Raw genomic sequence first — 26,621 nt, 5'->3', positions numbered from 1 at the left:
CCGGGCGGCTCTGGCGCTGCCTCGCCGGGCGGCTCTGGCGCTGCCTCGCCGGGCGGCTCTGGCGCCGCCTCGCCGGGCGGCTCTGGCGCCGCCCCGTCGCGGTGCTCCGGTGTCGCCCCGCCGGGGTGGTCTGACGTGGTCACGCCGCTGATCAGAGCACCCGCGCGGGGCGTCGCGCAAGCCGGGCGGGTCAGTCGCCGGGGCCGAACACCTGCTTGATGACGCCCTCGCCGTCCCCGACGATCTTGTAGAAGCGCTTGGACAGCTCGATCGCCTCCTCCCGGGTGCGGACCTCGATCAGCGCGAACCCGACGACCGACTCCTTGGCCTCGGCGAACGGGCCGTCGGTGATGGTCACCGTGCCGCCGGACGAGGCGATGCGGGTGCCGTGGGGTTCCAGGCCGCCGGTGGCGAGCAGCACCCCGGCCTTGGAAGTCTCCTCGATGAACTTGCCCATCTCGATCATCATGGCCTCGTCCGGCGGGGCGTCGTTGGAGTTGTCGTCCGTGGTCATCATCATGAAGCGCATCGGTTGCTCCTCTGTCTCGGGCCGGTTCCGTCCGGCCTCTCACCGAGGCGTCGAAGAGGGGACGGCCGGATCGACAGCGCGGCCCGGTTTCTTTCCAAGATTTTTCCCTGACCCGTATCGACCCAGGTCAGAGCGGGTACGGATGGAGTGTTCACGATACCGGCGACGAGATCCGTACGAACTAGGACAAACGGGCCGGTGGGCAAGTCAGGGATTTACGAGTAGCTTCTCCGGGGAGAAAGGTACTTGCGCGTCCGAGGAGGCGTTCCGTGGGAGACCGAGCACCTAGCGGCGGAGGGCCGCCGGGGTCCCGGACCACCGGCGAGGTACCGCAGTCCGCGCGCATCTGGAACTACTGGCTCGGCGGCAAGGACAACTTTCCGGCCGACCGGGCCGCCGGTGACCAGTTCGTCAGCGCCTATCCGGAGATCGTGGACATCGCCCGGCAGTCCAGGGCCTTCCTGTCCCGCGCCGTCCTCTACCTGGCGGGCGAGGTGGGGATCCGGCAGTTCCTCGACATCGGCACCGGGCTGCCGACCGTCGACAACACGCACGAGGTCGCGCAGCGCGCAGTGCCGGAGGCCCGCGTCGTGTACGTCGACAACGACCCGCTCGTCCTGGAGCACGCACGCGCGCTGCTGACCAGCACGCCCGAGGGCGCCACCAGCTACATCGAGGCCGACCTGCGCGAACCGGGCCGCATCCTGCACGAGGCCGGGTCGACGCTCGACTTCGACCGTCCCGTCGCGCTCATGCTCCTGAACATCCTCGGGCACGTGCCCCGCTACGAGGAGGCGCGCTCGACGGTCTCCCGCCTGGTCGGCGCGCTGGCGCCGGGCAGCCATCTGGTCGTCGCGGACAGCACCGACGTCTTCACCGGAGAGCGGTTCCGCACGGCGATCGGGATGTGGAACCGGGTGAGCGAGACCCCGTACTTCCTGCGCACCCCCGAGATGATCGAGGGGTACTTCGACGGCCTGGACCTCCTGGAGCCCGGCGTCGTGCCGGTGTCGCGGTGGCGGGCCGGGCCCCGTGCGGACGGGCCGCCGGTCGAGGTGGACGAGTTCTGCGGCGTGGGGCGCAAGGCGTCATGACCGCGGGCGAGACGAACAACGACGAGATGGGCGCGGGCGAGATGAGCACGGGTGAGATGAGCACGAGTGAGATCGGCGGCGACGACCTCGGCGGCGACGAGCCCCCGGATCGGCTGACCTCCTCCCTCCTCGGCCACGCCGCCCTCGCGCGCGGCTACCGGACGGCGGGCCCGACGGTGCTGCGGATGCTGGTCGGGTCGCAGCTGCGCCGGTTCCGCGAGGCCGCGCGGATCACCCTGGAGGACGCCGGATACGAGATCCGCGGCTCGCACTCCAAGATCAGCCGGATGGAGCTGGGCCGGGTCGGCTTCAAGGAACGCGACGTCGCCGACCTGCTGACCCTCTACGGCATCTGCGACCCGGGATGCCGCGCGCCCGTGCTGGAGCTGGTCGGCCTCGCCAACCGGCCCGGCTGGTGGCAGGGGTACGGCGATCTCGTGCCCAGCTGGTTCGAACCCTTCCTCGGGCTGGAGCAGGGCGCCGTGGTCGCCCGCGTGTACGAGGTCCAGGACGTCCCCGAGCTGCTGCAAACGCCCACGTATGCCCGCGCGCTGCTGGCGGCCCGGCATCCGGAGGCGTCTGCGGACGAGATCGAACGGCGGGTCGAGCTGCGGATGCGCCGCCGCCGCGTGTTCGAGCGCGCCGACCCGTTGAAGCTGTGGGCGGTCATCGACGAGGCGGCGCTGCGCCGCGTGGTCGGCGGCGCCGAGACCATGAGCGACCAGATCCGGTTCGTGGCCGAGATGGCGCGGCTGCCGAACATCACCGTGCAGATCCTGCCGTTCGCGTCCGGTGGGCACGCGGCCGAGTGCGGCCCGATGACGCTGTTGCGGTTCGCCGAGCCGGAACTGCCGGACGTGGTCTACCTGGAGCAGCTCACCGGCGCTCTCTATCCGGACAGGCCCGCCGACATCGCCCGGTACCGGGACGTCCTCAACCGGCTCGGCGTGCAGGCGGAGTCGCCCGACGACACCCCCGCCCTGCTGCGGGGCGTCCTGCGCGAACTGTCCGCCACGACCGGCTGACCGGCCCCGCCAAGTTACTTTGTGGCCGGACGGTACGTCGCGATGATGACGCCGGTCTTGAACGGCGTGGTGTCGGCCAGTTCGAACGACGCCGCGAAGTCGGCGCGGGTGAGCAGGTCGTCCGGGTCGCGGGGGCCGACGACGACGGGGTGGATCCACAGGCGCAGCTCGTCCAGCAGGCCGTGGTCGATGAGGGTTCGCGTCACGGGGCCGAAGCCGTACTGGAGGATGTCCTGGCCGTCCTGCTCCTTCAGCCGGGTGATCTCGGCGACGGCGCGGTCCCGGGGGATCGCCGTGGTGTCGCCCCAGCCGGGCTTGCGCAGCGAGTCGGACACGACGTAGTGGGGAAGGGTGTTCATCCGGACGCCGAAGTCGCCCGTCGTCTCCTCCATGGCGGGCCACGACTGCGAGAAGCCGTCGAACGTGCGGCGTCCCATCAGGATCGCGCCGCAGGAGAAGAGCAGCTCGCGGGCGTAGGCGGCGGCCTCGTCCCGGAAGTACGCCGTGGTCCACTTCTGCGGCCGCTCGATGACGCCGTCCAGCGAGATGTACGTCGAGCTGATGATCTTGCGCATGCGCTTCCCCGTCGATCCGATTCTCGGCCGCCCGGCGGTCGGGAGCCTCGACGCACCGGTAGGCGATTCTCGCACCGGTGGTCCCTGGGATGGGCAAATGTGCGGTTTGTCCATATTTCAGAAGTGTTTCGATGGACTACAGAATCATTACGACCCCTTGTAAAGGTCGCCTCCGATAAATGATCATCTGCGGCTGTGAGGCGACGGGGGTTGGTACTCAGACGAATGGCCGGGGACAGGGCGCTCGTCCTGGCCGCGTGCGCGACCGCGTTGTTCGCCACCACCGTCCTGGCCGCCCTCGTCGGCTACGCCGGTTCGGTGACCCGCGAGGGACTGCACCGCACGCTCGCCGACGCGACGTTCGAGACGGTCGGCACCACCGTCGGCACCCATGTCCCCGCCAACGGCCTCGACCAGGTGCGGGGCCAGGTCGACGAGGCGCTCAAGCAGATCTACGGGGACGTCCCGCGCACGGTCTCGGTTGGCCTGCGCAGCGACTCGTACACGCTTCCGGGGCAGGAGCGCAGCGACCACCCCGAGCTGACGGCGTTCGAGACCTACGCCGGGATCGAGGGCCACGCGCGGCTGACCCAGGGACGCTGGCCGGGCGGCGACCCGGCCGCCGCGCGAGACGGCGTGGTCCAGGCCGCCCTGCCCGGCCCCGCCGCCTCCGCCATGCACGCCGGGCTGGACGACGTCCTCACCCTCCATGGCCGGGTCGACAAGAAGTCGGTCGTGAAGGTCCGCGTCGTCGGCCTGTTCGAGGTCCGCGACCAGGGGGACTACTTCTGGCAGGGCGACACGCTCATCACGACCGGCGTCGAGAAGCTCGACTACACGACCCACGGGCCGTTCGTGGTGCGTCCCGAGGTGTTCGCGGGACGCTTCACCGGGACCGGAGCCGACGCCCGGTTCACGATCATGCCGGACCTGAGCGGCGTCGAACCCGGCGCCCTGGACCCGCTCGGCGACCGCGTCGCGACCGGCCAGGAGACCTTCACCAAGATCGGTGACGGCCGGGAGTTCAACGTCGTCACGCAGTTGCCGGAGCTGACCCGGCAGCTCGACGACGCCCTGCTCGTCGCGCGGTCCACGATGCTGATCCCGGTGCTGCAACTCGTCCTGCTGGCGGGCTGCGCGTGGTTGCTCGTCGCCCGGCTGCTCGCCGACCACCGGCGCGGCGAGGTCGCGTTGCTGCGCACCCGTGGCCTCGGCATGCGGCAACTCGCCCGGCTCGGGCTGGCGGAGGGGCTGCTGATCGTGCTTCCCGGCGCGATCTTCGGGCCACTGCTGGCCGGGCCGCTGCTGCGCCTGGCCGGGCACGCGCCCGCGGTACGGGCGTCCGGGCTGAGCCTGGACGCCGGGCCGCTCGCGCCGCTGTGGATCGTGTCGATCGTGACCGCGCTCGCCTGCGCGGTCAGCCTCACCGTCCCGACGCTGCGCGGCGCGAACCGCACGTTCGTGGAGGTGCAGGCAGGGATCGGACGTCCCGGACGCGGCGGCCTGGTCGGATCCGGCATCGACCTCGCGCTGCTGCTCGTCGCGGGGCTCGCGGTCTGGCAGCTCACCAGGTACGGCGCGACCGGCACCGGCGGCGGCAACAGCACGAACGGCATCGACCCGTTCATCGTGTCCGGCCCGGCGCTCGCGCTGCTCGCGGGCGGCGTGCTGCTGCTCAGGCTCGTGCCGGTGATCTCCCGGGTCGCCGAGCGGGCCGCGACCCGGGGCCGCGGGCTCGCCCCCGTCCTCGGCACCCGGCAGGTCGGACGGCGCCGGCTCCGCTACACCGGACCGGTCCTGCTGCTCGTCATGGCGATGGCGGTCGGGATCCTGTCGGTGACGACGATGGCGACCTGGCGGCGGTCGCAGACCGACCAGGCGGACTTCCAGGCGGGCGCCGACCTGCGGCTCGGCCGCGACCACTCCCCGCGGAGCCCGTCGGCCCTCGGACAGGGCGGCCGGTTCGCGGCGCTGCCCGGCGTCACGGCCGCGACGGCGGTGCTGCGCACGGACGCGGGCCTCGGCAACGCGTCCGCGACGCTGCTGGCCGCCGACGCCAAGACGCTCGGCCCGGTCCTGCGCGTCCAGCCCGGACTGCGCGACGACCTGCGGCTGGACGAGCTGGCCAAGGCCCGTCCCAGCGCGCCGGCGCTGACCGTCCCCGGCAAGCCGCGACAGTTGTTGTTCGACCTGCGGCTCACCCGCGCCGGGGACGTCCCCGCCAACTCGCTCCACTACAAGCCGCCCGCCGACTTCGCGTACAAGGTCGGGGCGACCGTCGTGGACGCCCGCGGCCTCGTCCAGCGGGTCACCCTCCCCGGCGTCGTCGCGGACGGTCGCCCGCACACCGTCGCGGTCGACGTCGCCGCCCTGGCCGGGTCGAACGGCGTCATGTCCTACCCGCTGTCGGTCAGGGGCGTCCACTACTCCTACGACGACAACACCTTCTCCGGGCCGCTCGACCTGGAGGTCCTCGGCCTGCGTGGCGACGGCACCGGCGCGGCGCGGGCCCCCGCCGGGACCCACTGGGGGATGTCCGTCCGGCCCTACCGGGATCTGGACAAGCTCGAACCGCGCACGAAGGACGCGGACGGCGCCCTCGTGAAGATCGCTCTGCCGGCGTCGCCGACGTGGGCGGGGGACGGCGACACCTTCGACACCGTCGGGACCGCGAGCGCCGTCCTCGTGCCGGGGCCGCCACCCGCCCCCGCCAAGAAGGAGAAGCCGGGCCCGGCTGCCGGGGAGAACACGGACCTTCAGCCGGTCGTGCCCGGCGTCGTCACCGAGGAGACGGCCCGCCGCGCCCATGTCGGCGTCGGCGGCAGGGTCACGGTCAGCACCGTCGACGGCGACCAGCCCGTCACGGTGCTCGGAATCGCGCCCGCGCTGCCGAGCGTCGCGCCCGGCGAGCCCGGCATCCTCGTCGACCTGCCGACGCTCACCGGCGCCCGGCTCGCCGCGGGCAGCACGGAGCTGGCGAACCTCGACCCCGGCGAATGGTGGGCGGCGGCGCGCGACGGCCGCACCGGGCCCGCCGGGCGGGCCCTCGCCGATCACCCCGAGTGGGGGAAGGTCACCGCCGACCGCACCGAAGTGCGCTCCCGGCTCCGGGACGCCCCGCTCGGCGCGGCGCTCCAGGGCGCCCTCATCCTCGGGTTCGGGGCGGCGCTGGCGTTCGCCGTCATCGCGTTCGTCCTGAACGCGGCGGTGACGGTCGGCGAACGGTCCCGCGAGTTCGCGGTGCTGCGGGCGCTCGGCGTCCACCCCCGGCAGGTCGCCGGGATGCTCGGCATCGAACAGGCGTACCTGGCGGCACTCGGCCTGCTCGGCGGGACGGTCCTCGGCCTCGCGGTGGCGCGGCTCGTCGTCCCGCACGTGGTGCTGACCGTCCAGGCCGCCGACCCGTACCCGCCCGCCACGCTGGTCGTCCAGTGGCCGCTGGTGCTGGCGGTGCTCGCCGGGGCGGCGGCGGTCCTCGCGCTCGTGCTCGTGCCGGTGATCCGGGTGCTGCGCCGCCGTGACGTCGGCGCGGGACTGCGCGTGGGCGAGGAACGATGAGCGGACCCGGCCCGCGGCTGGCCCGGACGCAGTGGGCGCCGCTCGTCGCGCTCGCCGTCCTGGCACTGGTGGCCGCGGTGCTCGCCGTCGCCCTGCCGGCTCGGATGACCGCCGGATACGACCGGAGCGCGGCGGCGGCCGCCGTCAGGCCCGGCGGCGACATCGAGGTCGAGGGCCGGGCGGGGGGCACCACGGCGATCACGACGGTGTCGTCCGAGGACGCGCTGGTGTCGCACGCCCTCGCCTGGCAGCGGTCGCTGCCCGCGTCCATCGCCGGGGCGGCCGGACGGCCCGAGCCGTCGGTCGCCTCCGACGCCATGTTCGTCCACGCGCGGTTGCCGAGGCCGAGGATCCTCTACCTGAACTGGGACCTCGGCGCGCGGGAACGGATCCGCGCCGTCGCGGGCGGCCCCGCCGTCACCGCCGGATCGGGGCGGGACGCGGACGTCCAGATCATGGTCTCCAAGGAGTATGCCGACAAGTTCGGCTACACCGTCGGCGACCGGCTCACGATCGCCGACCTCCCGGACGCCGACGTGCACGTCCAGATCTCGGGCCTGTACGAGCCGGTGAGACCCGCCGACCCGTACTGGACGCCACGCCCCGGGCTCCTGCATCCGTCGGAGAAACGGCTCGACCGCGATACGACCGCCGACGTGGGCACGGCGCTGATGAACGAGTCCGGGTACCGGGCGCTCGCGCGCGCCACGTCCGACCGGCTCTTCACCTTCCACTGGCGGTTCCCGATCCGCGGTTCGGCGATCGACGCCGCGAACGCGAGCGGGATCGCGGCGGGCATGGACGCGTTCCGCTCCGCCGTCGAGGGCCGCACCGGCTTCTTCCACTGCTCCGTGGTCACCGCGCTGGACGACGAACTGGACCGGTTCGCCCGGCAGTACCGCGCGGCCCAGTCCGTCCTCGGGCTGGTGCTCGGCGGGCTCATCGCCGCAGCCGCCGGGGTGCTGCTGCTCGCGGCGGGGCTGCTAGGCGAACGGCTGCGGCCCGTCCTCGGCACGATGCGGGCGCGGGGCGCGTCGCTGTGGCAGCTCGCCGTCCCCGCCTGCGGGCTGACGGCGCTCGCGGCCGTCCCCGCCGGGGCCCTCGGGTACGCGGCGGGACGCCTCCTCGACGCCGGACCGGCGCAGCGAACCTCCGCCTACGCGGTCGCCCTGCTGGTGCTGGCCGCGCTCACCGTGTCCGCGGCGGTGGTGCTGCGGGAGCGGGGCAGCGGGCTGGAATCGTCGGCGGGCCGCCGCGACGACATCGGCTCGGCGCGGCCGTCGTCGCGGCGGCTCGTCCTGGAGGTGCTGCTCGTCGCGCTCGCCGTGATCGGCGTGGTGCTGCTGCGCCGCCGCGGGCAGGGCGCCGGGTCCGACCCGCTGATCGCCGCCGTGCCCGTCCTGCTGGCGGGGGCGTTCGCCGTCCTCGTCCTGCGTGCCTACCCTCAGCTGCTGCGCGCCGCCGGGCCGGTGCTGCGGCGGCGCAGCGGAGCCGTCGCGTTCCTCGGGCTCGCGCGGGCCGCCCGGCAGGGCCTCGTCGGGGCGCTGCCGGTGGTCGTGCTGCTGCTGGTCGCGTCCGTCGCCGGGTTCACCGCCACCGTGGACGCCGCGCTGCGGGCCGGGCAGGTGCGCGCGTCGTGGGCCGAGGTCGGGGCCGAGGCGCGGGTCGAGAGCGGGCCGCTGGACGAGGCGGGCCTGCGCCGCGTCCGGGCCGTGCCGGGCGTCACCGGAGCCGTCCGCGCCCGCGTCATCGAGCACGTGTCGACCGCGTCGAACACGGCGCCGATGACCGTCATCGGCGTGGACCTCGACGCCTACCACGCGATCGCACCCGACGTGCCCGGCCTCCCCGGCGGGCAGGGCGCGCTGGCGTCCCCGCTCGCGGCCAGGGACATGGGCTCCAGTGGGGTCACGCTCAGCCGCGCCGGAATGGACCCGATCCATGTCAGGTCGCCCCGCGTCATCGAACACTTTCCGGGACGCACCGAGGGCGCGTTCGTCGTCGTCCCGTACCGGGAGGTCGAGCGCGCGACCGGTTTCCCCTCGCAGGTCTTCGTCGCCGGACATGACCTGGACGCGCGCAAACTGCGCGGCGCTGCCCCCGGGCACGGCGTCATGATGCGCCAGGACGTCCTGCGGGATCTGAACCGCGCACCGTTGGTGTCGGTCATGCGTGACACGTTCCTTGGCGGGGTGCTCATTGGTGGCGGGTTCGGGTTGCTCGCTGTGTTGTTCGTTCTCGTTGTGGGGGCGCGGGCTCGGGCGCGTACCGTCGCGCATCTTCGGGCCATCGGGCTGAGTCGTCGGCAGAGCCGGGGCCTCGCGCTGGTGGAGATCGCGCCGGTGCTGCTGTGTGCGACGGCTGCCGGGTGGGTCCTTGGTCTGCTGCTGCCCGAGATCACTGGGCCGGTGGTCGACCTGCGTCCCTATACCGGCGGCTATGCCGTCCCGGCGCACGTTCCCGACCTGCCCGCGCTGCTCGGGCTGGTCGGCGTGTTGCTGCTCGCCGCCGCCGCGGCCGTCGTCGTCGACCGTGTCTTCGACGCCCACCCGGGAACCGTCCTCAGATCGGGGGACCTATGAGGGGTGCGGGAGCGCGGCTCGTCCGCGCGCAGTGGGCGCCGCTCGCCGCCCTCGCCGCGTTGACGTTCGTCGCGGCGGTACTGTGCGTGGCCGTCCCGTCCAGGACGGCCGGAGGCTACGACCGCGCCGCCGTCGCCGCGGTCGGGCAGGACGCCGACATCCGGGTGCAGGGGACGGCCAAGGGCACGACGGCCTTCTCCGCCGTGCCGAGCGAGGCGGCCCTGGACTCCAACGGCATCGCCTGGCGCGACCTGCTGCCGGGCGCCCTGCGGCGGGCGACGGGCGAGGCCGAGCCGTCCGCCACCACCGACGGCGACAACCTGGAGGGCCACTACAGCAAGCCCCGGATCCTCTACCTCGGCTGGGTGCCCGGCGCGCAACGGCGCATCCGGATGGTGTCCGGCGCGGAGCCGTACAACAAGCCGGGGGCGACCAGCGGCGACATGCAGATCATGGTCTCCAGGAAGTACGCCGACCAGCTCGGGTACAAGGTCGGCGACACGATGGTGATGGGGGCGTTCACCCTTCGCATCACCGGCCTGTTCGAGCCGACTGACCCAACCGACCAGTACTGGGGGCCGCGCGCCCGCATCCTGCACTCCGTCATCGAGTTCCTCCCGAACTCCAACATCCAGGTCGACGCGGGCACCGCGCTGATCGACCGGCCCGCCTACGCCAGGCTCACCACCAACCCGGATCTGGCGCTGAACTTCAGCTGGCGGTTCCCGATCCGCCGGGACGCCGTCAGCGCCGGTGACGCCCGTGCGATGGGCCGCGAGCTGGACGCCTACCGCTCCGCCGTCGCCGGACGCTCCGACATGTTCCACTGCGAGGTCCGCACCCTGCTGGACAACCGGCTGGAGGAGTTCGACGCCCGGCTCCACGTCGCCCAGTCCGTGCTCGGCCTCGCGTTCGGCGGGCTCGTCGCCGTCGCCGCCGGGGTGCTGCTGCTCGCCGCCGGGCTGCTCGGCGAACGGCTCCGGCCGATCCTCGGGCTGATGCGGGCGCGCGGGGCGTCGCTGCGGCAGCTGGCCGTCCCCGGCTGCGGGCCGCCGACGCTCGCCGTCGTCCCGGCCGCCGGGCTCGGCTACGCGGTCGGACGGCTCCTCGACCAGGGCCCGCCGCAGGCCAGCTCGATCTACGCGCTGTGCGTCCTGGTCGCGGCCGTGCTGTTCATCTCCGCCGCGATCGTGTGGCGCGAGCGCGGCGGCGGGCTCGGCGCCGCCGCCACCCAGCGGGACGATCTCGGCACCGCCCGGCCGTCCCGGTGGCGGTTCGCGCTGGACACCGTGCTCGTCGTCCTTGCCGTGATCGGCGTCGTGCTGCTGCGCCGCCGGGGCCCGGAGGCGGGCGGCGACCCGCTGATCGCCGCCGTCCCCGTGCTGCTCGGGGTGGCGCTCGGCGCGCTCGTCCTGCGCGTCTACCCGTACCTGCTGCGCGTCGGCCAGCCGTTTCTGCGGCGGCGCAAGGGGGCCGTCGCGTTCCTCGGGCTCGCGCGTGCCGCCAGGCAGAACCTCGTCGGCGCGCTGCCGGTGGTCGTCCTGCTGCTGGCCGCCGCCGTCGCCGGGTTCACCGCCACGGTCGACACCGCGTTGCGGACCGGGCAGGTTCGTGCGTCGTGGGCGGAGACCGGCGCCGAGGCGCGGATCGAGGCGGGAACGCTGGACGAGGCCGGGCTCCGCCGCCTCCGGGCCGTGCCGGGCGTCACCGAGGCCCTCCGCGTCCGCGTGATCAACACCGCGACGGCCGGGGGGAACACCGCGCCGATCACCGTGGTCGGCCTGGACCTCGACGCCTACCGCAGGCTCGCCCCCGACGTGCCGGACATTCCTGACGGCAAGGTGCTCGCGACGCCGCTCGCCGTCCGCACCATGGGCGGCCGCACCGCGACCCTCAGCCGCTCCGGAATGGACCCGACCCGCGTAACGGTCGCCGCCGAGATCAACCGGTTCCCCGGACAGGACACGAACAGCGCGTTCGTCGTCGTCCCGGACACGATGGTCGCCACCGCGACGGGCTTCCCGTCCCAGGTCTTCGTCTTCGGAAAGGTGAACGGCACCGCACTGCGCGCCGCCGCACCCGGCCGCGACGTCGTGGTGCGGCAGGACGTGCTGCGCGACATGACGCGGCTGCCCTTGGTGTCAGTCGTGCACGACACGTTCCTTGGCGGGGCGCTCATCGGTGGCGCGTTCGGGCTGCTCGCCGTCTTGTTCGTTCTCGTCGTGGGGGCGCGGGCTCGGGCGCGTACCATCGCGCATCTGCGAGCCGTCGGCCTGAGCCGTCGGCAGAGCCGGGCCCTCGCGCTGGTGGAGATCGCGCCCGTGCTGCTGTGCGCGACGGCCGCCGGATGGGTGCTCGGCCTGCTGCTGCCCGAGATCACCGGACCCGTCGTCGACCTGCGTCCCTACACTGGCGGCTACGCCGTCACCGCCCACGTCCCCGACCTGCCCGCGCTGCTCGGGCTGGTCGGCGCGCTGCTGCTCGCCGCCGCCGCGGCCGTCGCCGTCGACCGCGCCTTCGACGCCCACCCAGGAACCGTCCTCAGATCGGGGGACTCATGAGTACCGACACACCCGACCTCGCCGAACTCGAACGCCGCGCCGCCGAACGCGGCCCCGTCTACGGGGAGGGCGCGCACATCGTCTGCGACAACCTCGTGCGCATCTACAAGACCGACGGCGTCGAGGTCGTCGCGTTGCAGGGCCTCGACCTGCTCGTCGACCCCGGCGAGCTGATCGCGATCGTCGGCGCGTCCGGCTCCGGCAAGTCGACGCTGCTGAACATCCTGTCCGGCCTGGACGTGCCCACCGCCGGGGTCGCCCGCGTCGCCGGGTCGGACCTGCTGACGATGGCGTCCAAGGAACGGCTCCGGTTCCGGCGCGAACAGGTCGGGTTCATCTGGCAGCAGACGTCCCGCAACCTCCTCCCGTACCTGACCGCCGCGCAGAACGTCGAACTCCCGATGCGGTTCGCGGGACGGCCCCGCCGCGCCCGCGCCACCCGTGCCGCCGAACTCCTCGGCATGCTCGGCGTCGGCGACTGCGCCGGACGCCGCCCGCAGGAACTGTCCGGCGGCCAGCAGCAGCGCGTCGCGATCGCCGTGGCCGTCGCGAACGAACCGCACATCGTGCTGGCCGACGAACCCACCGGCGAACTCGACACCGCCACCGCCTCCGAGGTCTTCGCCGCGCTCCGCCGCGTCAACACCGAACTCGGCACCACCGCCGTCGTCGTCACCCACGACGCCCAGGTGTCCGAGCGCGTCGACCGGACGATCGGCATCCGCGACGGCCGCACCAGCAGCGAGGTCCGCCGCCGCTCCGCCGAGGACGGCACCCGCGTCGCCGAGGAGTACGCCGTCCTGGACCGCGTCGGCCGCGTCCAGCTCCCCAAGGGGTTCACCAAGGCCCTGGACATGCGCGACCGCGTCCGCCTCAACCTGGAGACCGACCACGTCGGCGTGTGGCCCGACACGAAGGAGAGCGATGACTGAGCCGATGGTGGCCGCGGAGGCGCTCACCCGCGTCTTCCGCACCGGCGACGTGGAGGTCCCGGCGCTGCGCGGCGCGTCCTTCACCATCCCGGCCGGTGAACTCGTCGCGATCAAGGGCCGCTCCGGCTCGGGGAAGACCACCCTGCTCAACCTGATCGGCGGCCTCGACACCCCGGACAGCGGCACCGTCCGCGTCAACGGCCGCGACGTCGGCGCCCTCAGCGAGAACGACCTGCTGGCCCTGCGCCGCGACCACATCGGCTACATCTTCCAGTCGCACGGGCTGATCCCCGTCCTGTCGGCGGCCGAGAACGTCGAGGTCCCCCTCCGCCTCGTCCGCACACCCCCGGCCGAACGCGACGAACGCGTCCGCGTCCTCCTGTCGCTGGTGGGCCTCGCCGACCACGCCGCCCAACGCCCCTACGAACTGTCCGGCGGCCAACGCCAACGCGTCGCCATCGCCCGCGCCCTGGCCAACCGCCCCCGCCTCCTCCTCGCTGACGAACCCACCGGCCAACTCGACTCCGAAACCGCCGCCGCCCTCATGCCCCTCCTCCACGCCGTGGTCTCCAGCGAAGGCGTCACCGTAGTGGTGGCCACCCACGACGGCGCCCTCCTCAGCGAGGCCGACCGAGTCCTCAACCTCCAAGACGGCAAAATCACCGAGGCCCCCATCCCCACCCCCTGACCCTCACTCGACCTGGATGGTGTACTCCAGCTCGTACCGGTCCACGGGCACCACGATGTCGGCCGTCTCGACGGGCCGCTCTCCGCTGTAGGTGCGCTGGACGACCATGACGATGGACCCCATCGGCTCGTCCAGCCGCCCGGCCTCGTCCGCGAGGACGGCTCGCGCCGACACGACCTCACTCGCCAGCGACACCTCCTGCCCGATCGCCCGCATCCGCGTGACGACACCGGCGCCCGCGTACGGCCCCTCCTCCGGCAGCATGACCGGAGTTCCACGAGTAAGTTTCAGCGGCTCCCACGACGTCGACAACATCACGGGCTGCCCGTCGGCGAGGAAGATGTACCGCGTCACCATGACCGGATCGCCTTCGGCGATGCCGAGCCGCTCGGCCACCCCCGGTGTCGCCTCACCCGCATCCGACGCGGACCGCCACGTCCCCGTGCGCCCCTGCGCCACCATGTCGGCGCGAAACGGCGAGTCGGCACGCCCGTGGGCGCGGTACCAACTCCGCGTGAGCCGCTTGACCTCCGGACGCCGTCGTACGAACGTCCCGCTGCCCGTACGAGACTCGACATAGCCCTCGGCGACCAGAAGCCGGACGGCCTCAACGGCCACCCGATCCGAGACACCGTGCTCGCGTGCGAGTTCGTGGCGCGAAGGAACCCGGTCGCCCGGGGCCAGACGGCCTTCGATGATCCGCTGGCGCAGATCGTCGGCAATGCGCAGATATGCGTGCTGGCTCACGCTGACTCCAGGTAGCGATGCGGGATGCGATTCCTTGCCCCCAGCTTGACAAGCTGAGTACTCAACTCTCAAGCTGAGTACTCAGCTCACTTATTGTGATCACTCGATCGCTTGGGGGTGTCCTCCGGTCATGGAATGGTCCCAGACCTACCCGGGTCTTCCGTCCATGGTGCCCGCGGTCCGCGCGTTCGTTCGCGGGCTTCTCGAAGACTCGCCACGGGTCTTCGACGCCGAACTCGTGGCCTCGGAACTCGTGGCGAACTCCCTGCGCTACACCCCGAGCGGCGGTACGGGCGGTGAGTTCTCAATCAACGTGTCCTTGCTGCCGGGCTGGTCGCGCGTCGCCGTGACGGACGCCGGGACCGGCACATGGACGTGGCCGGACGCGGCGCTGGACGCCGTCGCGGAGTACGGGCGCGGCCTCTTCCTCGTCGAGCAGGTGGCGGACAAGCTCGGCCACGATGTCACCGCGTCCGGCCAGCGCCTGTGGGCCGAGTTCATCTGGGACGCCGAGTCCTAGACGGCGTCGCGGGTGCTGGCGAGGGGGTTGCTGGGGGTGTGGGTGGGGAATCGGTTTGGGGTGGGAGGGGTCGATGGCGACTGTTGTGTTGGTGGGGACGCTCGATACCAAGGGCGCGGAGTATGTGTGGCTTCGGGAGCGGGTGCGGGATCTGGGGTGCGACACCGTTCTCGTTGACGTGGGGGTCGGGCCCGGTGAGGTGGGGGCCGGTGAGGTGGGGGCCGATGTTTCGGCTGAGGAGGTCGCGCGGGCCGTGGGGGCTTCGGTCGAGGCGCTTCGGGACGCGCGGGATCGGGGCGCCGCCGTCACGGTGATGGGGGAGGGGGCGGCGGTCGTGCTCGCGGAGTTGGAGCGGGTGGACGCCGTGCTCGCCGTGGGTGGGAGCGGCGGGTCGTCGATCGCGGCGCGGGCCGTGCGGGACCTGCCGATCGGGCTGCCGAAGGTGATCGTGTCCACGATGGCGTCCGGGGACGTGACGCCGTACGTGGGCGCGAAGGACGTCACGATGACCTACAGCGTCGTCGACATCGCGGGGATCAACCGGGTGTCGCGGCTGATTCTGGGGAACGCGGCGGCGGCCGCGGTGGGGATGGCGAAGTCGTACGCGGCGTCCGAGCCTTCCGTGGGTGATCGTCCGCTCGTGGCGGCGTCCATGTTCGGGGTCACGACACCGGCGGTGGACGCGGCGCGGCGGCGGCTGGACGAGCTGGGCTACGAGGTGCTCGTCTTCCACGCGACCGGGGCCGGTGGACGCGCCCTTGAGGGGCTTGTTGAAAGTGGGTTGGTGGCCGGGGTGCTCGATCTGACGACTACCGAGCTTGCCGATGATCTGGTGGGCGGTGTGTTGTCGGCCGGGCCTGAGCGGTTGACGGCGGCGGGGCGGTGTGGCGTGCCGCAGGTCGTGGCGCCCGGGGCGTTGGACATGGTCAATTTCGGGCCGCGCGACACCGTTCCCGAGCGGTTTCAGGGGCGGAACCTGTACGTCCACAATCCGACCGTGACGTTGATGCGAACGACGCCCGAGGAAATGGCCGAGCTGGGACGCCGGGTCGCGGCGAAATTGGCCGCGGCGCAGGGGCCGACCGTGTTGTTCGTGCCGGTGGGTGGTGTGTCGGCACTGGACGCGCCCGGAATGCCGTTCCATGACCCGGTGGCGGACGAGGCGTGTTTCGCGGCATTGGAGGGCGCCGTGGAGACCGAAAGGCTTGAGGTGAACATCAACGATCCGGCGTTCGGGAATGCGATGGCCGATCGGCTGCACCAGATGATCTCGGGGGGTGCCGAGTGAACCGGCGAGTCGTGCTGGAGCGGCTGCGGGCCGTCGCAGCGGATGGCAAGCCGATCGTCGGGGCCGGGGCTGGCACCGGATTGTCGGCCAAGTGCGCCGAGGCCGGGGGCGTCGACCTGATCATCATCTACAACTCCGGTCGATATCGGATGGCGGGACGCGGGTCGCTTGCCGGGCTGTTGCCCTATGGCGATGCCAATCAGATCGTTGTGGAAATGGCGTCCGAGGTGCTGCCGGTGGTCAGGGACACGCCTGTTCTGGCCGGGGTGTGCGGCACCGACCCGTTTCGGTTGATGCCGGTCTTTCTTGACCAGCTCAAGGCGATGGGTTTCTCGGGTGTGCAGAACTTCCCGACGGTCGGGCTTTATGACGGAGTGTTCCGACAGAACCTCGAAGAGACCGGCATGGGGTTCGAGCTGGAGATCGAAATGGTGCGGCTCGCGCATGAACGCGATCTCGTCACGGCCCCTTATGTCTTCGATGAGGACCAGGCGCGGGCGATGGCGGAGGCGGGGGCGGACGTTCTCGTCCCGCATGTCGGCCTCACCACCAAGGGCAGCATCGGCGCGGGCACGGCCCTGACCTTGGACGAGGCCGTCGAGCGGGTGCAGGCGATGCGGGACGCCGCGTTCGCCGTCCGTCCCGACGTGCTCGTGCTGTGCCACGGCGGGCCCATCGCGGAGCCGGATGACGCCGCCTATGTCCTTTCTCGCGCGAACGGTGTCGTGGGTTTCTTCGGCGCCTCGTCCGTGGAGCGGTTGCCGACCGAACTGGCCATCACACGGCAGGTGGCCGCGTTCAAGAATCTGGAGATCTGAATGCTGGTGAATCCCGGTGACGTGACGACGATGGCCTTCGACTGGGGCTCCATCAAATGGTTCGTGACCCCGTCGACCGTGCGGGGCGCGAGCAGCACGCTCGGCGAGGTGATCGTCAATCCCGGCAAGGGGCACGCCCGGCACAACCATCCGAACGCCGAGGAGATCATCTATGTGATCTCCGGCGAGGCCGTGCAGATGGTGGACGACGGCGAGCCGTTCCCGATCCGCGAAGGCGACACCGTGCACATCCCGAAAGGCGTCTGGCATTCCACGGACAACACGACCTGGCGCCCGCTGCGGCTGATCGTCACCTACACGCCGGGCGGCGAGGAGAAAGCCCTGGAGGCCGCTCCGGATTTCTGTCTCCACGAGCCCGGAGCCGTTCCGGAATGGCGGCAGGCTTAGGCGACCGAAATGGCGAGCGTCAACGACGCGGCGGCAAGCGCCAGATAGGCGCCCGGGAACGCGATGTTGTACAGCACGCGGGCCCGCACGTGAACGGCGACCGCGCCGACGAAGAACGCCACAAGGCCGGTCGCCGCGGCGATGCCGATCAGGTCGAGACCCAGCAGGCCGAGGATGAGGCCCGCCGCCCCGGCGCCCTTGAGCGCGGCCAGCGCGGGCAGCGACGATCGCGGCACGCCGACCTCGGCCCCGTTGGCGAGGACGAAGTCCGCCCGCGACAGGTCGGCGACGACGATCGCGAGATTGGCGACGATCGTCACGATGGTGACGACGACGTATGCGGTGAACATGTGGTGACCATTTCCTCGATGCGAAGGGGCCCCGGGCCCCGGACCCGCACGGCAGACGTGCGGGCGGCACCAAAGGTGACCGGCCACGGCATCGAGCGTCAGTCTCCGGCGATCACCTTTCCCCGGACGTACACCCACGCGCCGTCATGGCGCACGAAACGGCTGACCTCGTGCAGCTCGCCGGGCGCCGATCCGTCCAGGTAGTGGGCGCGGAACTCGACGACGCCCCGGTCGTCGTCGGGGCCGCCGTCCTCCGTCCGGACGATCTCCAGCCGCGTCCACCGGGGGCCGTCCTCGAACCCGACCCGGTCCGGGCGCGTCGCCGGATGCCAGGTGGTCAGCAGGTACGCCTCGTCCTCCCGGGTGAACGCGCTGAACCGCGACCGCATCAGTTCGGCGGCCGTCGCGGCGCTCGCCTCGCCGCGGTGCAGCCGCCCGCAACAGTCCCGATACCGGTCACCCACTCCGCAAGGACACCTGGCCATCCCCGCATTCTGGCCCACGCCGCCCGCACCCGGGGCGACGGGCGAGATCCCGGGACGGTGGGCGGACGCCCCGCCGAGATCCGAAACTGTGTACCTGTCGCTGAACAGGTGCAGGGTCTTGTTGGACGAGCCGCGCGGCCCCGACCCGAGCCGCAGGTCACGCTCGTACCGTCCGGCGAACAGCACGTCGACGCGCTCCCGTAGCGCCGCCGCGCCCGGCATCCGGACGATCTCGTCCCAGCTGTATCCGGTCAGCACGAGAACCGACAGCGGCGTCTCCTCCCTGATGCGCGACAGCAGCCGCAGCAGTGGACGGAACTGCTGCAACGGCTCGCCGCCGCTGATCGTCACGCCCTCGATGCGCCCGCCGAGCATGGCGATGTAGGCGAACATCTCGTCCACGGTGACCTCGCGGCCGTAGCGGCTGTGCGTCTCCGGAGCGAAGCAGCCGGGGCAGCCCAGCGTGCAGCCCTGGAGCCACAGCACCGCGCGGACACCCGGGCCGTCGGTCTCGCTGAACGGGTCGAAGGCGTGCACGCACAACGGCTGTCGCGTGCCGGTCATGCGCCGGACTTCCGCCGGGGCCCGTCCGCGGTCTTTCCGGATTGGTCGGTCACGCCCCAATTGCACTCTGATCACGGCGGGACCGGTCCCGGTGCACTCTCCGCGACTATCGTGCACGTGATCGGTGACGGAAGGGCGACGGCGATGCGACCGCTCCAGCGTGCCGACCCCGAGCGGGTCGGCCCGTACCGGCTGCTCGGCAGGCTCGGCGCGGGCGGCATGGGCGTCGTGTATCTCGGCCGGTCGCCGAGTGGGCGTCCCGTCGCGGTCAAAGTGATCCAGCGCAGGTTCGCGGGCCAGCCGCGGTTCGCCGCCCGATTCCGCCGGGAGGTGACGGCCGCGCGCCGGGTGACGGGCGTGTTCACCGCGCCGGTGCTCGACGCCGACCCGGACGCGCCGACGCCGTGGCTCGTCACCGCCTACCTGCCGGGACTGTCGCTGCGCGAGGCCGTCGGACGGTTCGGGCCGCTGCCGCCGGACGCCGTCCGTCCGCTGGCGGCGGGCCTGGCGGAGGCGCTCGCCGACATCCACCGCGCGGGCGTGGTGCACCGGGACCTGAAACCGGGCAACGTGATGCTGACGGCGGGCGGCCCCCGCGTCATCGACTTCGGTATCGCCCGGCCGGAGGACGCGGTGACGATCACCCGCGCGGGCGCGCCCCTCGGCACCCCCGGGTTCATGGCGCCCGAGCAGATCCGCGGCGAGCGGGCGGGACCGGCGGCCGACGTCTTCGCGCTGGCCGCGACGCTCGCCTACGCCGCGACCGGAAAGGAGCCGTTCGGCGACGGGACGCTTGAGTCACGCGACCTTCGCGTCCTGCGCGGCCAGGCCGACCTCGCCGCGCTCACCGAACCCTGGCTGCTCGACCTGCTCGGCGCGTGCCTGGCCCTCGATCCGGAGCGGCGGCCGTCCGCGACGAACGTCCTTGAACGGCTCGGACCGCCGGACGACGAGGCGGCGTCCCTGCTCGGCACCCGCTGGCTCCCGGCGCCCGTCGCGGAGGAGATCGACCTCCGCACCGCCGAGGCCGCCCCCCTGCGGGAAGCCCCACCCCCGGACGACCCAGGCCAAGCGGTCAACGCCGCGTCCACCTCGGAGACGGACGACGGCGTCCCGAACACCGCGCCCTCGGCCGTGAACACGTCGCCCTCCGGCCTGGTGCGGCCCGGCGTGACGCATCCCGACGGGGCCAGCCCCGGCGTGGCGCCCCCGCAGCCGAGGGTCGGACGGCGGGCGCTCGTCGTCGCGGGTGCGGGACTGCTGACGATCGGCGGGCTCGGTGCGCTCGCGTGGCGGCTGACCGGCGACGACGGCCGGGGCCCGAGCGGCGGCGCGAAGTCCGGGCCGCGAGGCTCCGGCACCTCGCCGACGCCGCAGGGCCCGCCGCCCACGGGGACGTCGGGATGGGCGCGGCGCGTGAGCAAGCCGAAACGCTATCTGTCGATCGTCGCCGCCGACGACGGCCTCGTCCTCGCGAACGGCGACGACGGGAACGAGATCCTCCGCGTGCTGCGCGCCAGCACCGGCAAGGTCGTCTGGACGCGCGACGGCGGTTCCAACGCCGTGTCGCACCGAGGCGTCACCTACCTCTCGCTCGACGAGGCGCAGCGCGTCAGCGCGGTCCGGACCGCGACCGGCAAGACGCTCTGGACGTACGACCCGTCCAACTACCCCCGCGACCGCACCCCGAGCACGAACATCGCGGTCGTCGACGCGGCCGTGGTGTTCGGCAGCAGCGCGATCATGGCGCTGAACCCGGCCACCGGACGGCCGCGCTGGGAGTCGAACCTGTCCGGAAACCAGGGTATCGCCGCCGTCGGCGACCTGGTCGTGGTCCCGGCGTCGACCGCCCTGATGGGCCTGGACGCGACGACGGGGAAGACCCGCTGGAAGTATCCGATGGACTATCCCGCCTACCAGCTCATCGCCGACGGCATGGCCTATGCCACCGACCGGTTCGGCACGCAGCACGCCGTCCGCGCCGACACCGGCGCGCCCGCGTGGCAGCGGCGGGGCGTCGGCGGCTGGAGCAGCGACGCGGGCGGCGGCCGCCTCTACGTCGAGGCGCGCGACGGCGAGGTGCTGGCCCTGGACGCCGCGACCGGCAGGCAGCTGTGGTCGCGGGCACTGCTCGCCCAACTGCGGGACGACCCGCGCGGCCAGGCGACGGCGCTGCGCCTCGCCGGTCCGACGCTCTACGTCGCCTGCACCGACGGCGTCCTCTACGCGCTGAATACCGCCGACGGCCGCATCCAGTGGACGTACGGCGCCGACGAGTCCAACCGCACCCCGCCCGCGACCGTGGGCGGGCTGGTCTTCATCGCCACCCCCGACGGCCGGGTCCGGGCCATCACCCCGCCGTCGGCACGCCCCAGCTCAGGCCCACCCCCGAACGGAGGCCCACGTGCGACCCCTTGAGCCGGACGACCCGCGCTCCATCGAGACCGAAGGACGCCGGTACCGCGTCCTCGCCCGCATCGGATCCGGCGGGATGGGCGTGGTCTACCTCGGCCGGTCCGCCGCCGGACGGGCCGTGGCGATCAAGATGGTGCATCCGGAGTTCGCCGCCGACGACGAGTTCCGGGACCGGTTCGCCCGGGAGGCCGCCGTCGCCCGGACGGTCGGCGGCGGATTCACGGCGGCGGTCATCGACGCCGACCCGCGCGCGGACGTCCCGTGGCTGGTGACCGAGTTCCTGCCGTCGATGTCGGTGCGGGACGCCGTCGCGTCGTCCGGCCCGCTGCCGCTCGACGCGGTGTGGGAGCTGGCGGCGGGCGTCGCGGAGGCGCTCGTGTCGATCCATGGCGCGGGCGTCGTGCACCGTGACCTGAATCCCGCGAACGTGCTGCTGACCGCTGACGGCCCGCGCGTCATCGACTTCGGCATCGCCCGCGCGGTCGAGGCGGCGTCGGTGTCGCGCTCCGGGGCGCGGACCGGTTCCGCCGGATTCATGTCGCCGGAACAGGCGGCGGGGGAGACGCTCGGCGCGTCCAGCGACATCTTCTCGTTCGGGTCGACGCTGGCGTTCGCCGCCACCGGCCGGGAACCGTTCGGCGACGGGTCGTGGGACCTGAAGCTGCACCGCGTCCAGTCCGATGCGCCCCACCTGGACGGGATCGACGGCGACCTCCGGGAACTGATCGAGTCATGCGTGGACCGCGACCCGGCGAACCGTCCGACCGCCGAAGACCTGGCCGAACGGCTGGCCGGAAGCCGAGCGGAAGGGGCGACGCTCCCGCCCGCCATCGCCGCCGAGATCGCCCGGCGCCGGACGGCCGCGGAGAACCCGCCCACGCCCCGCCCCCTGATCGAACCGCCCGCGCCCGTCCCCCCACCGGTGCCGTCGCCCGTACCGCCGCCGTCGACGAACCCGGGCATGAGCGGGCTCGGCCGTCGCAACGCCGCGCTGATCGGGGCGTCGGCCGTCCTGGCTCTCATCGCCGTGATCGGCGTCCCGATCGGCATCTGGCAGCTCGTGTCGGACGACTCGGACGCGGAAACCGGGCCGCCCGCCGCCGCGACGTCCACCGCGTCGGCCTCCGCGGCGGCCACGTCCTCGCCGTCGCCGAGGCCCACGGCGGTCCGCGCCACCATCACCTTCTCCCTCAAGGGCAGCGGCAGGGTCTCGTCGCTGGTCTACACGGTGAACGAGAAGCCCACGGTGGTGAGAAATGTGAAACTGCCGTGGACCAAGAAAGTCCCCATGCCGGACTGGCCCCCGCGAACCAGCTGGAAGCTGACCTACACCTGCCCGGCGGGCGGAAGCAGCTACACCGTCGAGGTGGACGGGATGACCATCATGTCCGGCCAGGGCAGCTCGGGCACCCAGATGCGAGCCCAGGGCGCCTTCTGAGGACGCGCCACTTTCACGGCCTCTACCACGCCGACAGCGGGACCCCTCCCGCCTGCCGGGGTTACGCTGTGCGCGGGTGCGCATGCAGAGAGGACAGGCCGCATGACGACGGTGACGCGGAGGCCGCAGGGCAAGGTCGACATTCTTCCGGAGGAGATCGTGACTCTCTCCGCCGGACTGCCCGCCGCCGAGCCCGGCACGCTGTTCGTCAAGGGCACGAACGGCGGGATGCGGGTCTCGCCCGACGCCAGGTTCAACGTCGTGTTCGGACGGTGCCTGCCGGACGTCCACGTCTGCGTCGGCGCGGACGACACCCGCGTCAGCAGGCGGCACGGAATGATCACCCGCGAGCACTCTCGCTGGGTGCTGTACAACCTCGGCAAGCTGGCCATCCGGTTCCCCGGTTCGCGGCTGGTGCTCGGCGGGCACCGCGCGGAACTGCCCGTCGCCTACACGCCGCTGTTCATCGTCGCGTCCGGCCGCGAGCACCTGCTCGAGGTCCGGATCGCGGCGGGCCCCGTGGCGCCGGGCCCGCTGGACGTCGCCGAACTGGAGACGGTCGACCCCTACGGCGCCGAGGTCGAGCGGCCGAACCCCACCGACCCGTGGGACCTGACCGACCGGGAGCGGCTCGTCCTGGTCTGCCTCGCCCAGCGGTACCTGCGGCAGGAGCCGTGGCCGCAGCCGCACACCTGGGCCCAGGTCGCCGAGGAGATGGGCCGCCTCCGTCCGGACGAACGCTGGAACGCCAAGACGGCCGCCCGCGTCGTCACCACCGTCCGAACCCGCCTCAGCCCCTACGTGAGCGGCCTGCGCGAGGAAGAGATCCCGCCGCCCATCGGCAACGCCCTCAACCACAACCTGATCGACGCCCTACTGGTCCGCACCCGACTCCGCACAGAACACCTCGCCCTCATCGGCGGCTAACCCCAAAACCGCTGGAGTTGGGCGGGCCTAGAGTTGGGCGGCGGCGGAGCCTGCCAGGGTGGTGGCCATTGTGCACAGCCGTTGTGTGGGTGAGTCGCCCTCCAGGACGAGGTACAGCATCTCGATCGCCTTGTCGCCGTTCTGGTCGGAGTACGTGCGGTGGACGACGCGGACCAGGCACGTCCCGTTGCCCTCCGCGTCCGGCTCGACGAAGGCGCGATGGCCGCGCAGCACGGTCGGGCTCCCGTCCTCGGCGGACAGCGGCTGGCCACGGTCGAAGCGCAGATGGAGGTTGATCTCCTCGGTGGTGCTGTCCCACTCGCAGCCCCAGCCGCCGTAGTCGACCCTCGGGTTCCTGGCGTCGATGCCCGGGACGACGTCGAGCGCGTCGGGACGCAGCAGCCCGCAGGCGTCCCGGTGCGCGAGTGACCGCGCGGGCAGCGGCGGCCGTCGCGGGACCGGGCCGTGGTTCAGCACCGCCGCCGCGGACGAGACGGCCGTGTCGGCCATCGCGCACAGTGGCGCGGTCCCCTTCCCGTTCTGTTTCGCGTCGATGGAGATGAAGATGTCCGCGTCGACCGACGGCAGGAGAAGGAGTCGGCCGCATTCGTCCTTCTCGTCCGGGTCCTCGACGACCTGGATGTCGCCCATCCTCCGCGCGGGGCTGGTCAGCTCGGGCTTACCGGGGTTGAGGTCGACATGGACGTCCACCTCGCTGGCGTCGCCCGAGGTCACGATCACGTCGCACCGGTCGAAGTTGCCGTAGTCGTTGTCGAGTTCGGCCTCGCCGAACTTGCCGAGCGCGGCGGCGTTGGTCAGGGCGCACGGGTCGGCGGTGCGCGGGTCGCCGATCCGCGACACGGGTTTCGGTTGCGCGGGCGCCGGTTCGGCGCCGTCGCCGGGGATGAACGCGGCGGCGACCAGTGCCGCGACGACCAGCGTGGTCACCGCGATCGGCCACGGATGCCGCCGGACAAACCCCGCCGGGCGGCGCCACCCGGAGGCCGGTTCCTGTTCGGGGCGGGGCGGGTCGTCGTCGGTCGGGGCGTGCAGGACGATCGCGTCCGCGCGCGTCGCCCCGGCCGCCTCGTCCAGCATCCGGAGCGCCTCGGCGACGTCCGGCCGGTCCTTCGGGTCGGGCCTGACCAGCGCCGCGACGACCTCCGTCAGCGGGCCGACGTCGGCGGACAGGTCGCCGGGCGGCCCGCCCGTCGCGAGCGAGTAGACGGTCATGCCGAGGCTGTACACATCGGACGCCGGTTCGGGACGCCCGTTCACGACCTCCGGCGGCGCGTAGGCGGGGGTGTGGCTGATGGAGCCGTTCCGCGAGATCGTCTCCTTGCCGCCGAACCGGTAGGCGGCGCCGAAGTCGGTGAGCTTCGCCGTTCCCTTTCCGGTGACGACGATGTTGGCCGGTTTGACGTCGCAGTGCACGATCCCCTCGGCGTGCAGCGCGGCGAGGGCCTCGGCGATCTGCGCGCCGATGCGGGCCGCGACGCGCGGGGGCATCGCCGGACGGGTTTCGAGGCTGCCGCCGGTCACGTACTCCAGGACGAGCCACGGCGTCGTCCGCCGGTGGATCTTGACCGGGACGACGTCGTACAGCGTGACCACGTGCGGGTGACTGAACCTCGCCAGCGCGCGGGCCTCGGACCGCAGCAGGTCGAACGCGCCGGGACGGTCGTCGCCGAACCTCGCCCGTTTCAGCGCGACCCGGCGTCCGAGCTCGGTGTCCTCGGCCAGCCACACCTCGCCCGTGCCGCCGCGAATGGGGCCCTCGACGAGCCGGTAGCGTCCGGCGATCCGCGCTCCCACCCGCACCGTGGCTCCTCTCGCCGAGCCCGGTTTCGTCGGGCCCGTTCGAACACAACGACATGCACGACTTAACCGGCATTTCCGAGCATCGCGCGGTGTCGCGTGCGACCAACCTACTGGGTGACAACCCGGACACACAGCGTTTCCGCATCAACTGCTCCGCACTGTTCCGCCGCCGCTCCGCGTCGCGAAAGAGGGGGTGGGCGCCGCATGCGGCCACCCGTGTCCGCGTCCACAACGCGCGACGCGTGCCGGCCCGCCGGTGCCGGGGGCGGCCCCCATATCCAGATCAGCGGCCCTTTTCCATTGTCGACGGCGGTTCTGGAACGGTCCTTGTGAAAAGAATGGTGTTGACGCTCGATAATAGATGATCAAGCTTGATGATGTATGACCCAAGACCCATTGAATGCCAGGTCAAGAAAAGTTAAAAACCGGTGATTGACACCCTAGGGGGCGAAAGTTACGCTCCATTCAGATCCTGGATCAACATCCATTGACGAGCACCGATTTAATCCGGATTGGCGGTGCTCGCCTCTTCGGTCGCCGAAGAAAAGCGTCCACTCCCAGCGAAGAGGAATCACATGCGTAAAGGGATCGCCATTTCCGCTGCGGCTTTCGCCGCGATGGCAGTGACCGCGGCGTCCGTCTCCCCGGCCGCCGCGTCCACGAACCGCCTGCTCCGCGGACCTGACGGCGTCACGATCGAGATCGCGACCATCAACGGCTCGGGCTGCCCCATCGGCTCGGCCGCGGTCGCTCTGTCCCCCGACAAGGAGGCCTTCACAGTCACCTACAGCGACTACATGGCGCAGGCGGGCGGTGACTCCAAGCCCACCGACATGCGGAAGAACTGCCAGATCAACCTGAAGGTGCACGTTCCGCAGGGCTTCACCTACGCCATCGCGAAGGTGAACTACCGAGGCTTTGCCTACCTGGAGAAGGGCGCCACCGCCAACGTCAAGGCGAGCTACTACTTCCAGGGCAGCTCCACGAACGGGAAGCCGATCGAGAAGACAGTACCCGGCGCCTACAACGACAACTGGCAGGTCGACGACGAGGTGCCGGTGGACCAGCTGGTGTTCCAGAAGTGCGGCGAGAAGCGGAACTTCAACGTCAACACCGAGCTGCGCGTGTCCCCGGGCACGGACAAGACGAAGGTCAGCTTCGCCGCGATGGACTCGACGGACGGCTCCATCAAGACGCTCTACCACTTCAAGTGGAAGACGTGCCCGTAACCCCCGTGTAAACCCCCCCTCCGAAGGAGAAGAATCACATGCGTAAAGGAGTGACTGCTTCGGCAGC

General features: G+C 72.1%; 21 protein-coding genes. 15 read left to right on the top strand and 6 right to left on the bottom strand.

The annotated features are described in order from the left end of the window. Window positions 1-190: 190 nt before the first annotated feature. Window positions 191-529: a YciI family protein gene (locus ABD808_RS03615; RefSeq protein WP_344889540.1), complete on the bottom strand. Its 339-nt coding sequence runs from the start codon at window positions 527-529 to the stop codon at window positions 191-193. Between the two features lie 269 nt (window positions 530-798). Here ABD808_RS03615 and ABD808_RS03610 point away from each other — a divergent pair, with 269 nt between their 5' ends. Beyond that, window positions 799-1,623, top strand: a complete 825-nt coding sequence (locus ABD808_RS03610; RefSeq protein ID WP_344889537.1) for an SAM-dependent methyltransferase — start codon at window positions 799-801, stop codon at window positions 1,621-1,623. Continuing rightward, entirely contained in the window at window positions 1,620-2,648 is a 1,029-nt protein-coding gene (locus tag ABD808_RS03605) for a helix-turn-helix domain-containing protein (protein ID WP_344889534.1), read from the top strand. Before ABD808_RS03610 ends, ABD808_RS03605 begins: the two co-directional genes overlap by 4 nt. A gap of 14 nt (window positions 2,649-2,662) precedes the next feature. On the opposite strand, the gene ABD808_RS03600 is transcribed toward ABD808_RS03605, so the two are convergent. Then, the gene (locus ABD808_RS03600; protein ID WP_344889531.1) at window positions 2,663-3,223 is read right to left on the bottom strand and encodes a dihydrofolate reductase family protein; all 561 of its coding nucleotides are present in this window, start codon (window positions 3,221-3,223) and stop codon (window positions 2,663-2,665) included. Between the two features lie 225 nt (window positions 3,224-3,448). Here ABD808_RS03600 and ABD808_RS03595 point away from each other — a divergent pair, with 225 nt between their 5' ends. Genes ABD808_RS03595 through ABD808_RS03575 form a run of 5 tightly spaced genes read left to right on the top strand, consistent with a single transcriptional unit; the run spans window position 3,449 to window position 13,544 of the window. Further along, window positions 3,449-6,781, top strand: a complete 3,333-nt coding sequence (locus tag ABD808_RS03595) for an FtsX-like permease family protein (protein ID WP_344889528.1) — start codon at window positions 3,449-3,451, stop codon at window positions 6,779-6,781. Further along, window positions 6,778-9,363 carry an ABC transporter permease gene (locus ABD808_RS03590; protein WP_344889525.1) on the top strand — a complete coding sequence of 862 codons (2,586 nt, stop codon included), beginning with the start codon at window positions 6,778-6,780 and terminating at the stop codon, window positions 9,361-9,363. Before ABD808_RS03595 ends, ABD808_RS03590 begins: the two co-directional genes overlap by 4 nt. Further along, window positions 9,360-11,924, top strand: coding sequence for an ABC transporter permease (locus tag ABD808_RS03585; protein ID WP_344889523.1), 2,565 nt, complete (start codon window positions 9,360-9,362; stop codon window positions 11,922-11,924). The genes ABD808_RS03590 and ABD808_RS03585 overlap by 4 nt, the downstream gene beginning before the upstream one ends. Next, window positions 11,921-12,856, top strand: a complete 936-nt coding sequence (locus ABD808_RS03580; protein WP_344889520.1) for an ABC transporter ATP-binding protein — start codon at window positions 11,921-11,923, stop codon at window positions 12,854-12,856. Before ABD808_RS03585 ends, ABD808_RS03580 begins: the two co-directional genes overlap by 4 nt. Continuing rightward, entirely contained in the window at window positions 12,849-13,544 is a 696-nt protein-coding gene (locus tag ABD808_RS03575; RefSeq protein ID WP_344889517.1) for an ABC transporter ATP-binding protein, read from the top strand. Before ABD808_RS03580 ends, ABD808_RS03575 begins: the two co-directional genes overlap by 8 nt. A gap of 3 nt (window positions 13,545-13,547) precedes the next feature. On the opposite strand, the gene ABD808_RS03570 is transcribed toward ABD808_RS03575, so the two are convergent. After that, window positions 13,548-14,291 (bottom strand): GntR family transcriptional regulator, encoded by a 744-nt coding sequence (locus ABD808_RS03570; protein ID WP_344889514.1) that lies wholly within the window; start codon window positions 14,289-14,291, stop codon window positions 13,548-13,550. A 130-nt stretch (window positions 14,292-14,421) separates the two neighbouring features. Between ABD808_RS03570 and ABD808_RS03565 the strand changes: the two genes are divergently transcribed. From ABD808_RS03565 to ABD808_RS03550, 4 genes are all read left to right on the top strand, one after another. Further along, complete coding sequence (locus tag ABD808_RS03565; protein WP_344889511.1) at window positions 14,422-14,811, top strand: ATP-binding protein; 390 nt, start codon at window positions 14,422-14,424, stop codon at window positions 14,809-14,811. A gap of 73 nt (window positions 14,812-14,884) precedes the next feature. Further along, window positions 14,885-16,099, top strand: coding sequence for a Tm-1-like ATP-binding domain-containing protein (locus ABD808_RS03560; protein ID WP_344889509.1), 1,215 nt, complete (start codon window positions 14,885-14,887; stop codon window positions 16,097-16,099). Further along, a complete protein-coding gene (locus ABD808_RS03555) occupies window positions 16,096-16,917 on the top strand; it encodes a phosphoenolpyruvate hydrolase family protein (protein ID WP_425548880.1) in 822 nt (273 codons plus the stop codon). The genes ABD808_RS03560 and ABD808_RS03555 overlap by 4 nt, the downstream gene beginning before the upstream one ends. Then, window positions 16,918-17,325 carry a cupin domain-containing protein gene (locus tag ABD808_RS03550; protein ID WP_344889504.1) on the top strand — a complete coding sequence of 136 codons (408 nt, stop codon included), beginning with the start codon at window positions 16,918-16,920 and terminating at the stop codon, window positions 17,323-17,325. Here the strand turns inward: ABD808_RS03550 and ABD808_RS03545 are convergent. After that, the gene (locus ABD808_RS03545; RefSeq protein WP_344889501.1) at window positions 17,322-17,675 is read right to left on the bottom strand and encodes a DoxX family protein; all 354 of its coding nucleotides are present in this window, start codon (window positions 17,673-17,675) and stop codon (window positions 17,322-17,324) included. The two genes, ABD808_RS03550 and ABD808_RS03545, sit on opposite strands and share 4 nt — an antisense overlap. Window positions 17,676-17,773: 98 nt before the next feature. Continuing rightward, the gene (locus tag ABD808_RS03540; RefSeq protein ID WP_344889498.1) at window positions 17,774-18,724 is read right to left on the bottom strand and encodes a YchJ family metal-binding protein; all 951 of its coding nucleotides are present in this window, start codon (window positions 18,722-18,724) and stop codon (window positions 17,774-17,776) included. Window positions 18,725-18,841: 117 nt separating this feature from the next. Between ABD808_RS03540 and ABD808_RS03535 the strand changes: the two genes are divergently transcribed. The 3 genes from ABD808_RS03535 (at window position 18,842) to ABD808_RS03525 (ending at window position 23,504) form a co-directional block, all read left to right on the top strand. Then, on the top strand, window positions 18,842-21,142 hold the full coding sequence (locus ABD808_RS03535; RefSeq protein ID WP_344889495.1) for a protein kinase domain-containing protein: 2,301 nt from the start codon (window positions 18,842-18,844) through the stop codon (window positions 21,140-21,142). Further along, window positions 21,129-22,577, top strand: a complete 1,449-nt coding sequence (locus tag ABD808_RS03530) for a serine/threonine-protein kinase (protein ID WP_344889491.1) — start codon at window positions 21,129-21,131, stop codon at window positions 22,575-22,577. Before ABD808_RS03535 ends, ABD808_RS03530 begins: the two co-directional genes overlap by 14 nt. Window positions 22,578-22,679: 102 nt before the next feature. After that, a complete protein-coding gene (locus ABD808_RS03525) occupies window positions 22,680-23,504 on the top strand; it encodes an FHA domain-containing protein (protein WP_344889488.1) in 825 nt (274 codons plus the stop codon). Between the two features lie 27 nt (window positions 23,505-23,531). Here ABD808_RS03525 and ABD808_RS03520 read toward each other — a convergent pair whose 3' ends face one another. Further along, the gene (locus tag ABD808_RS03520; protein WP_344889485.1) at window positions 23,532-25,325 is read right to left on the bottom strand and encodes a serine/threonine-protein kinase; all 1,794 of its coding nucleotides are present in this window, start codon (window positions 25,323-25,325) and stop codon (window positions 23,532-23,534) included. Window positions 25,326-25,900: 575 nt separating this feature from the next. Between ABD808_RS03520 and ABD808_RS03515 the strand changes: the two genes are divergently transcribed. Beyond that, a complete protein-coding gene (locus ABD808_RS03515; protein WP_344889482.1) occupies window positions 25,901-26,554 on the top strand; it encodes a DUF4360 domain-containing protein in 654 nt (217 codons plus the stop codon). The last annotated feature ends 67 nt before the right edge of the window (window positions 26,555-26,621 follow it).

The organism is Actinomadura meridiana, from assembly GCF_039537545.1.
In the GTDB taxonomy this organism is placed as follows: domain Bacteria; phylum Actinomycetota; class Actinomycetes; order Streptosporangiales; family Streptosporangiaceae; genus Spirillospora; species Spirillospora meridiana.
This window is presented reverse-complemented; position numbering and strand designations above follow the sequence as displayed.

What these genes read in the sequence shown, in the direction of transcription:
- ABD808_RS03580 (WP_344889520.1), top strand. Translation starts at nt 11,921, where the DNA reads ATGAGTACCGACACACCCGACCTCGCCGAACTCGAACGCCGCGCCGCC.
- ABD808_RS03595 (WP_344889528.1), top strand. Translation starts at nt 3,449, where the DNA reads ATGGCCGGGGACAGGGCGCTCGTCCTGGCCGCGTGCGCGACCGCGTTG.
- ABD808_RS03615 (WP_344889540.1), bottom strand. Translation starts at nt 529, where the DNA reads ATGCGCTTCATGATGATGACCACGGACGACAACTCCAACGACGCCCCG.
- ABD808_RS03575 (WP_344889517.1), top strand. Translation starts at nt 12,849, where the DNA reads ATGACTGAGCCGATGGTGGCCGCGGAGGCGCTCACCCGCGTCTTCCGC.
- ABD808_RS03550 (WP_344889504.1), top strand. Translation starts at nt 16,918, where the DNA reads ATGCTGGTGAATCCCGGTGACGTGACGACGATGGCCTTCGACTGGGGC.
- ABD808_RS03525 (WP_344889488.1), top strand. Translation starts at nt 22,680, where the DNA reads ATGACGACGGTGACGCGGAGGCCGCAGGGCAAGGTCGACATTCTTCCG.
- ABD808_RS03605 (WP_344889534.1), top strand. Translation starts at nt 1,620, where the DNA reads ATGACCGCGGGCGAGACGAACAACGACGAGATGGGCGCGGGCGAGATG.
- ABD808_RS03545 (WP_344889501.1), bottom strand. Translation starts at nt 17,675, where the DNA reads ATGTTCACCGCATACGTCGTCGTCACCATCGTGACGATCGTCGCCAAT.
- ABD808_RS03515 (WP_344889482.1), top strand. Translation starts at nt 25,901, where the DNA reads ATGCGTAAAGGGATCGCCATTTCCGCTGCGGCTTTCGCCGCGATGGCA.
- ABD808_RS03590 (WP_344889525.1), top strand. Translation starts at nt 6,778, where the DNA reads ATGAGCGGACCCGGCCCGCGGCTGGCCCGGACGCAGTGGGCGCCGCTC.
- ABD808_RS03600 (WP_344889531.1), bottom strand. Translation starts at nt 3,223, where the DNA reads ATGCGCAAGATCATCAGCTCGACGTACATCTCGCTGGACGGCGTCATC.
- ABD808_RS03560 (WP_344889509.1), top strand. Translation starts at nt 14,885, where the DNA reads ATGGCGACTGTTGTGTTGGTGGGGACGCTCGATACCAAGGGCGCGGAG.
- ABD808_RS03540 (WP_344889498.1), bottom strand. Translation starts at nt 18,724, where the DNA reads ATGACCGGCACGCGACAGCCGTTGTGCGTGCACGCCTTCGACCCGTTC.
- ABD808_RS03585 (WP_344889523.1), top strand. Translation starts at nt 9,360, where the DNA reads ATGAGGGGTGCGGGAGCGCGGCTCGTCCGCGCGCAGTGGGCGCCGCTC.
- ABD808_RS03565 (WP_344889511.1), top strand. Translation starts at nt 14,422, where the DNA reads ATGGAATGGTCCCAGACCTACCCGGGTCTTCCGTCCATGGTGCCCGCG.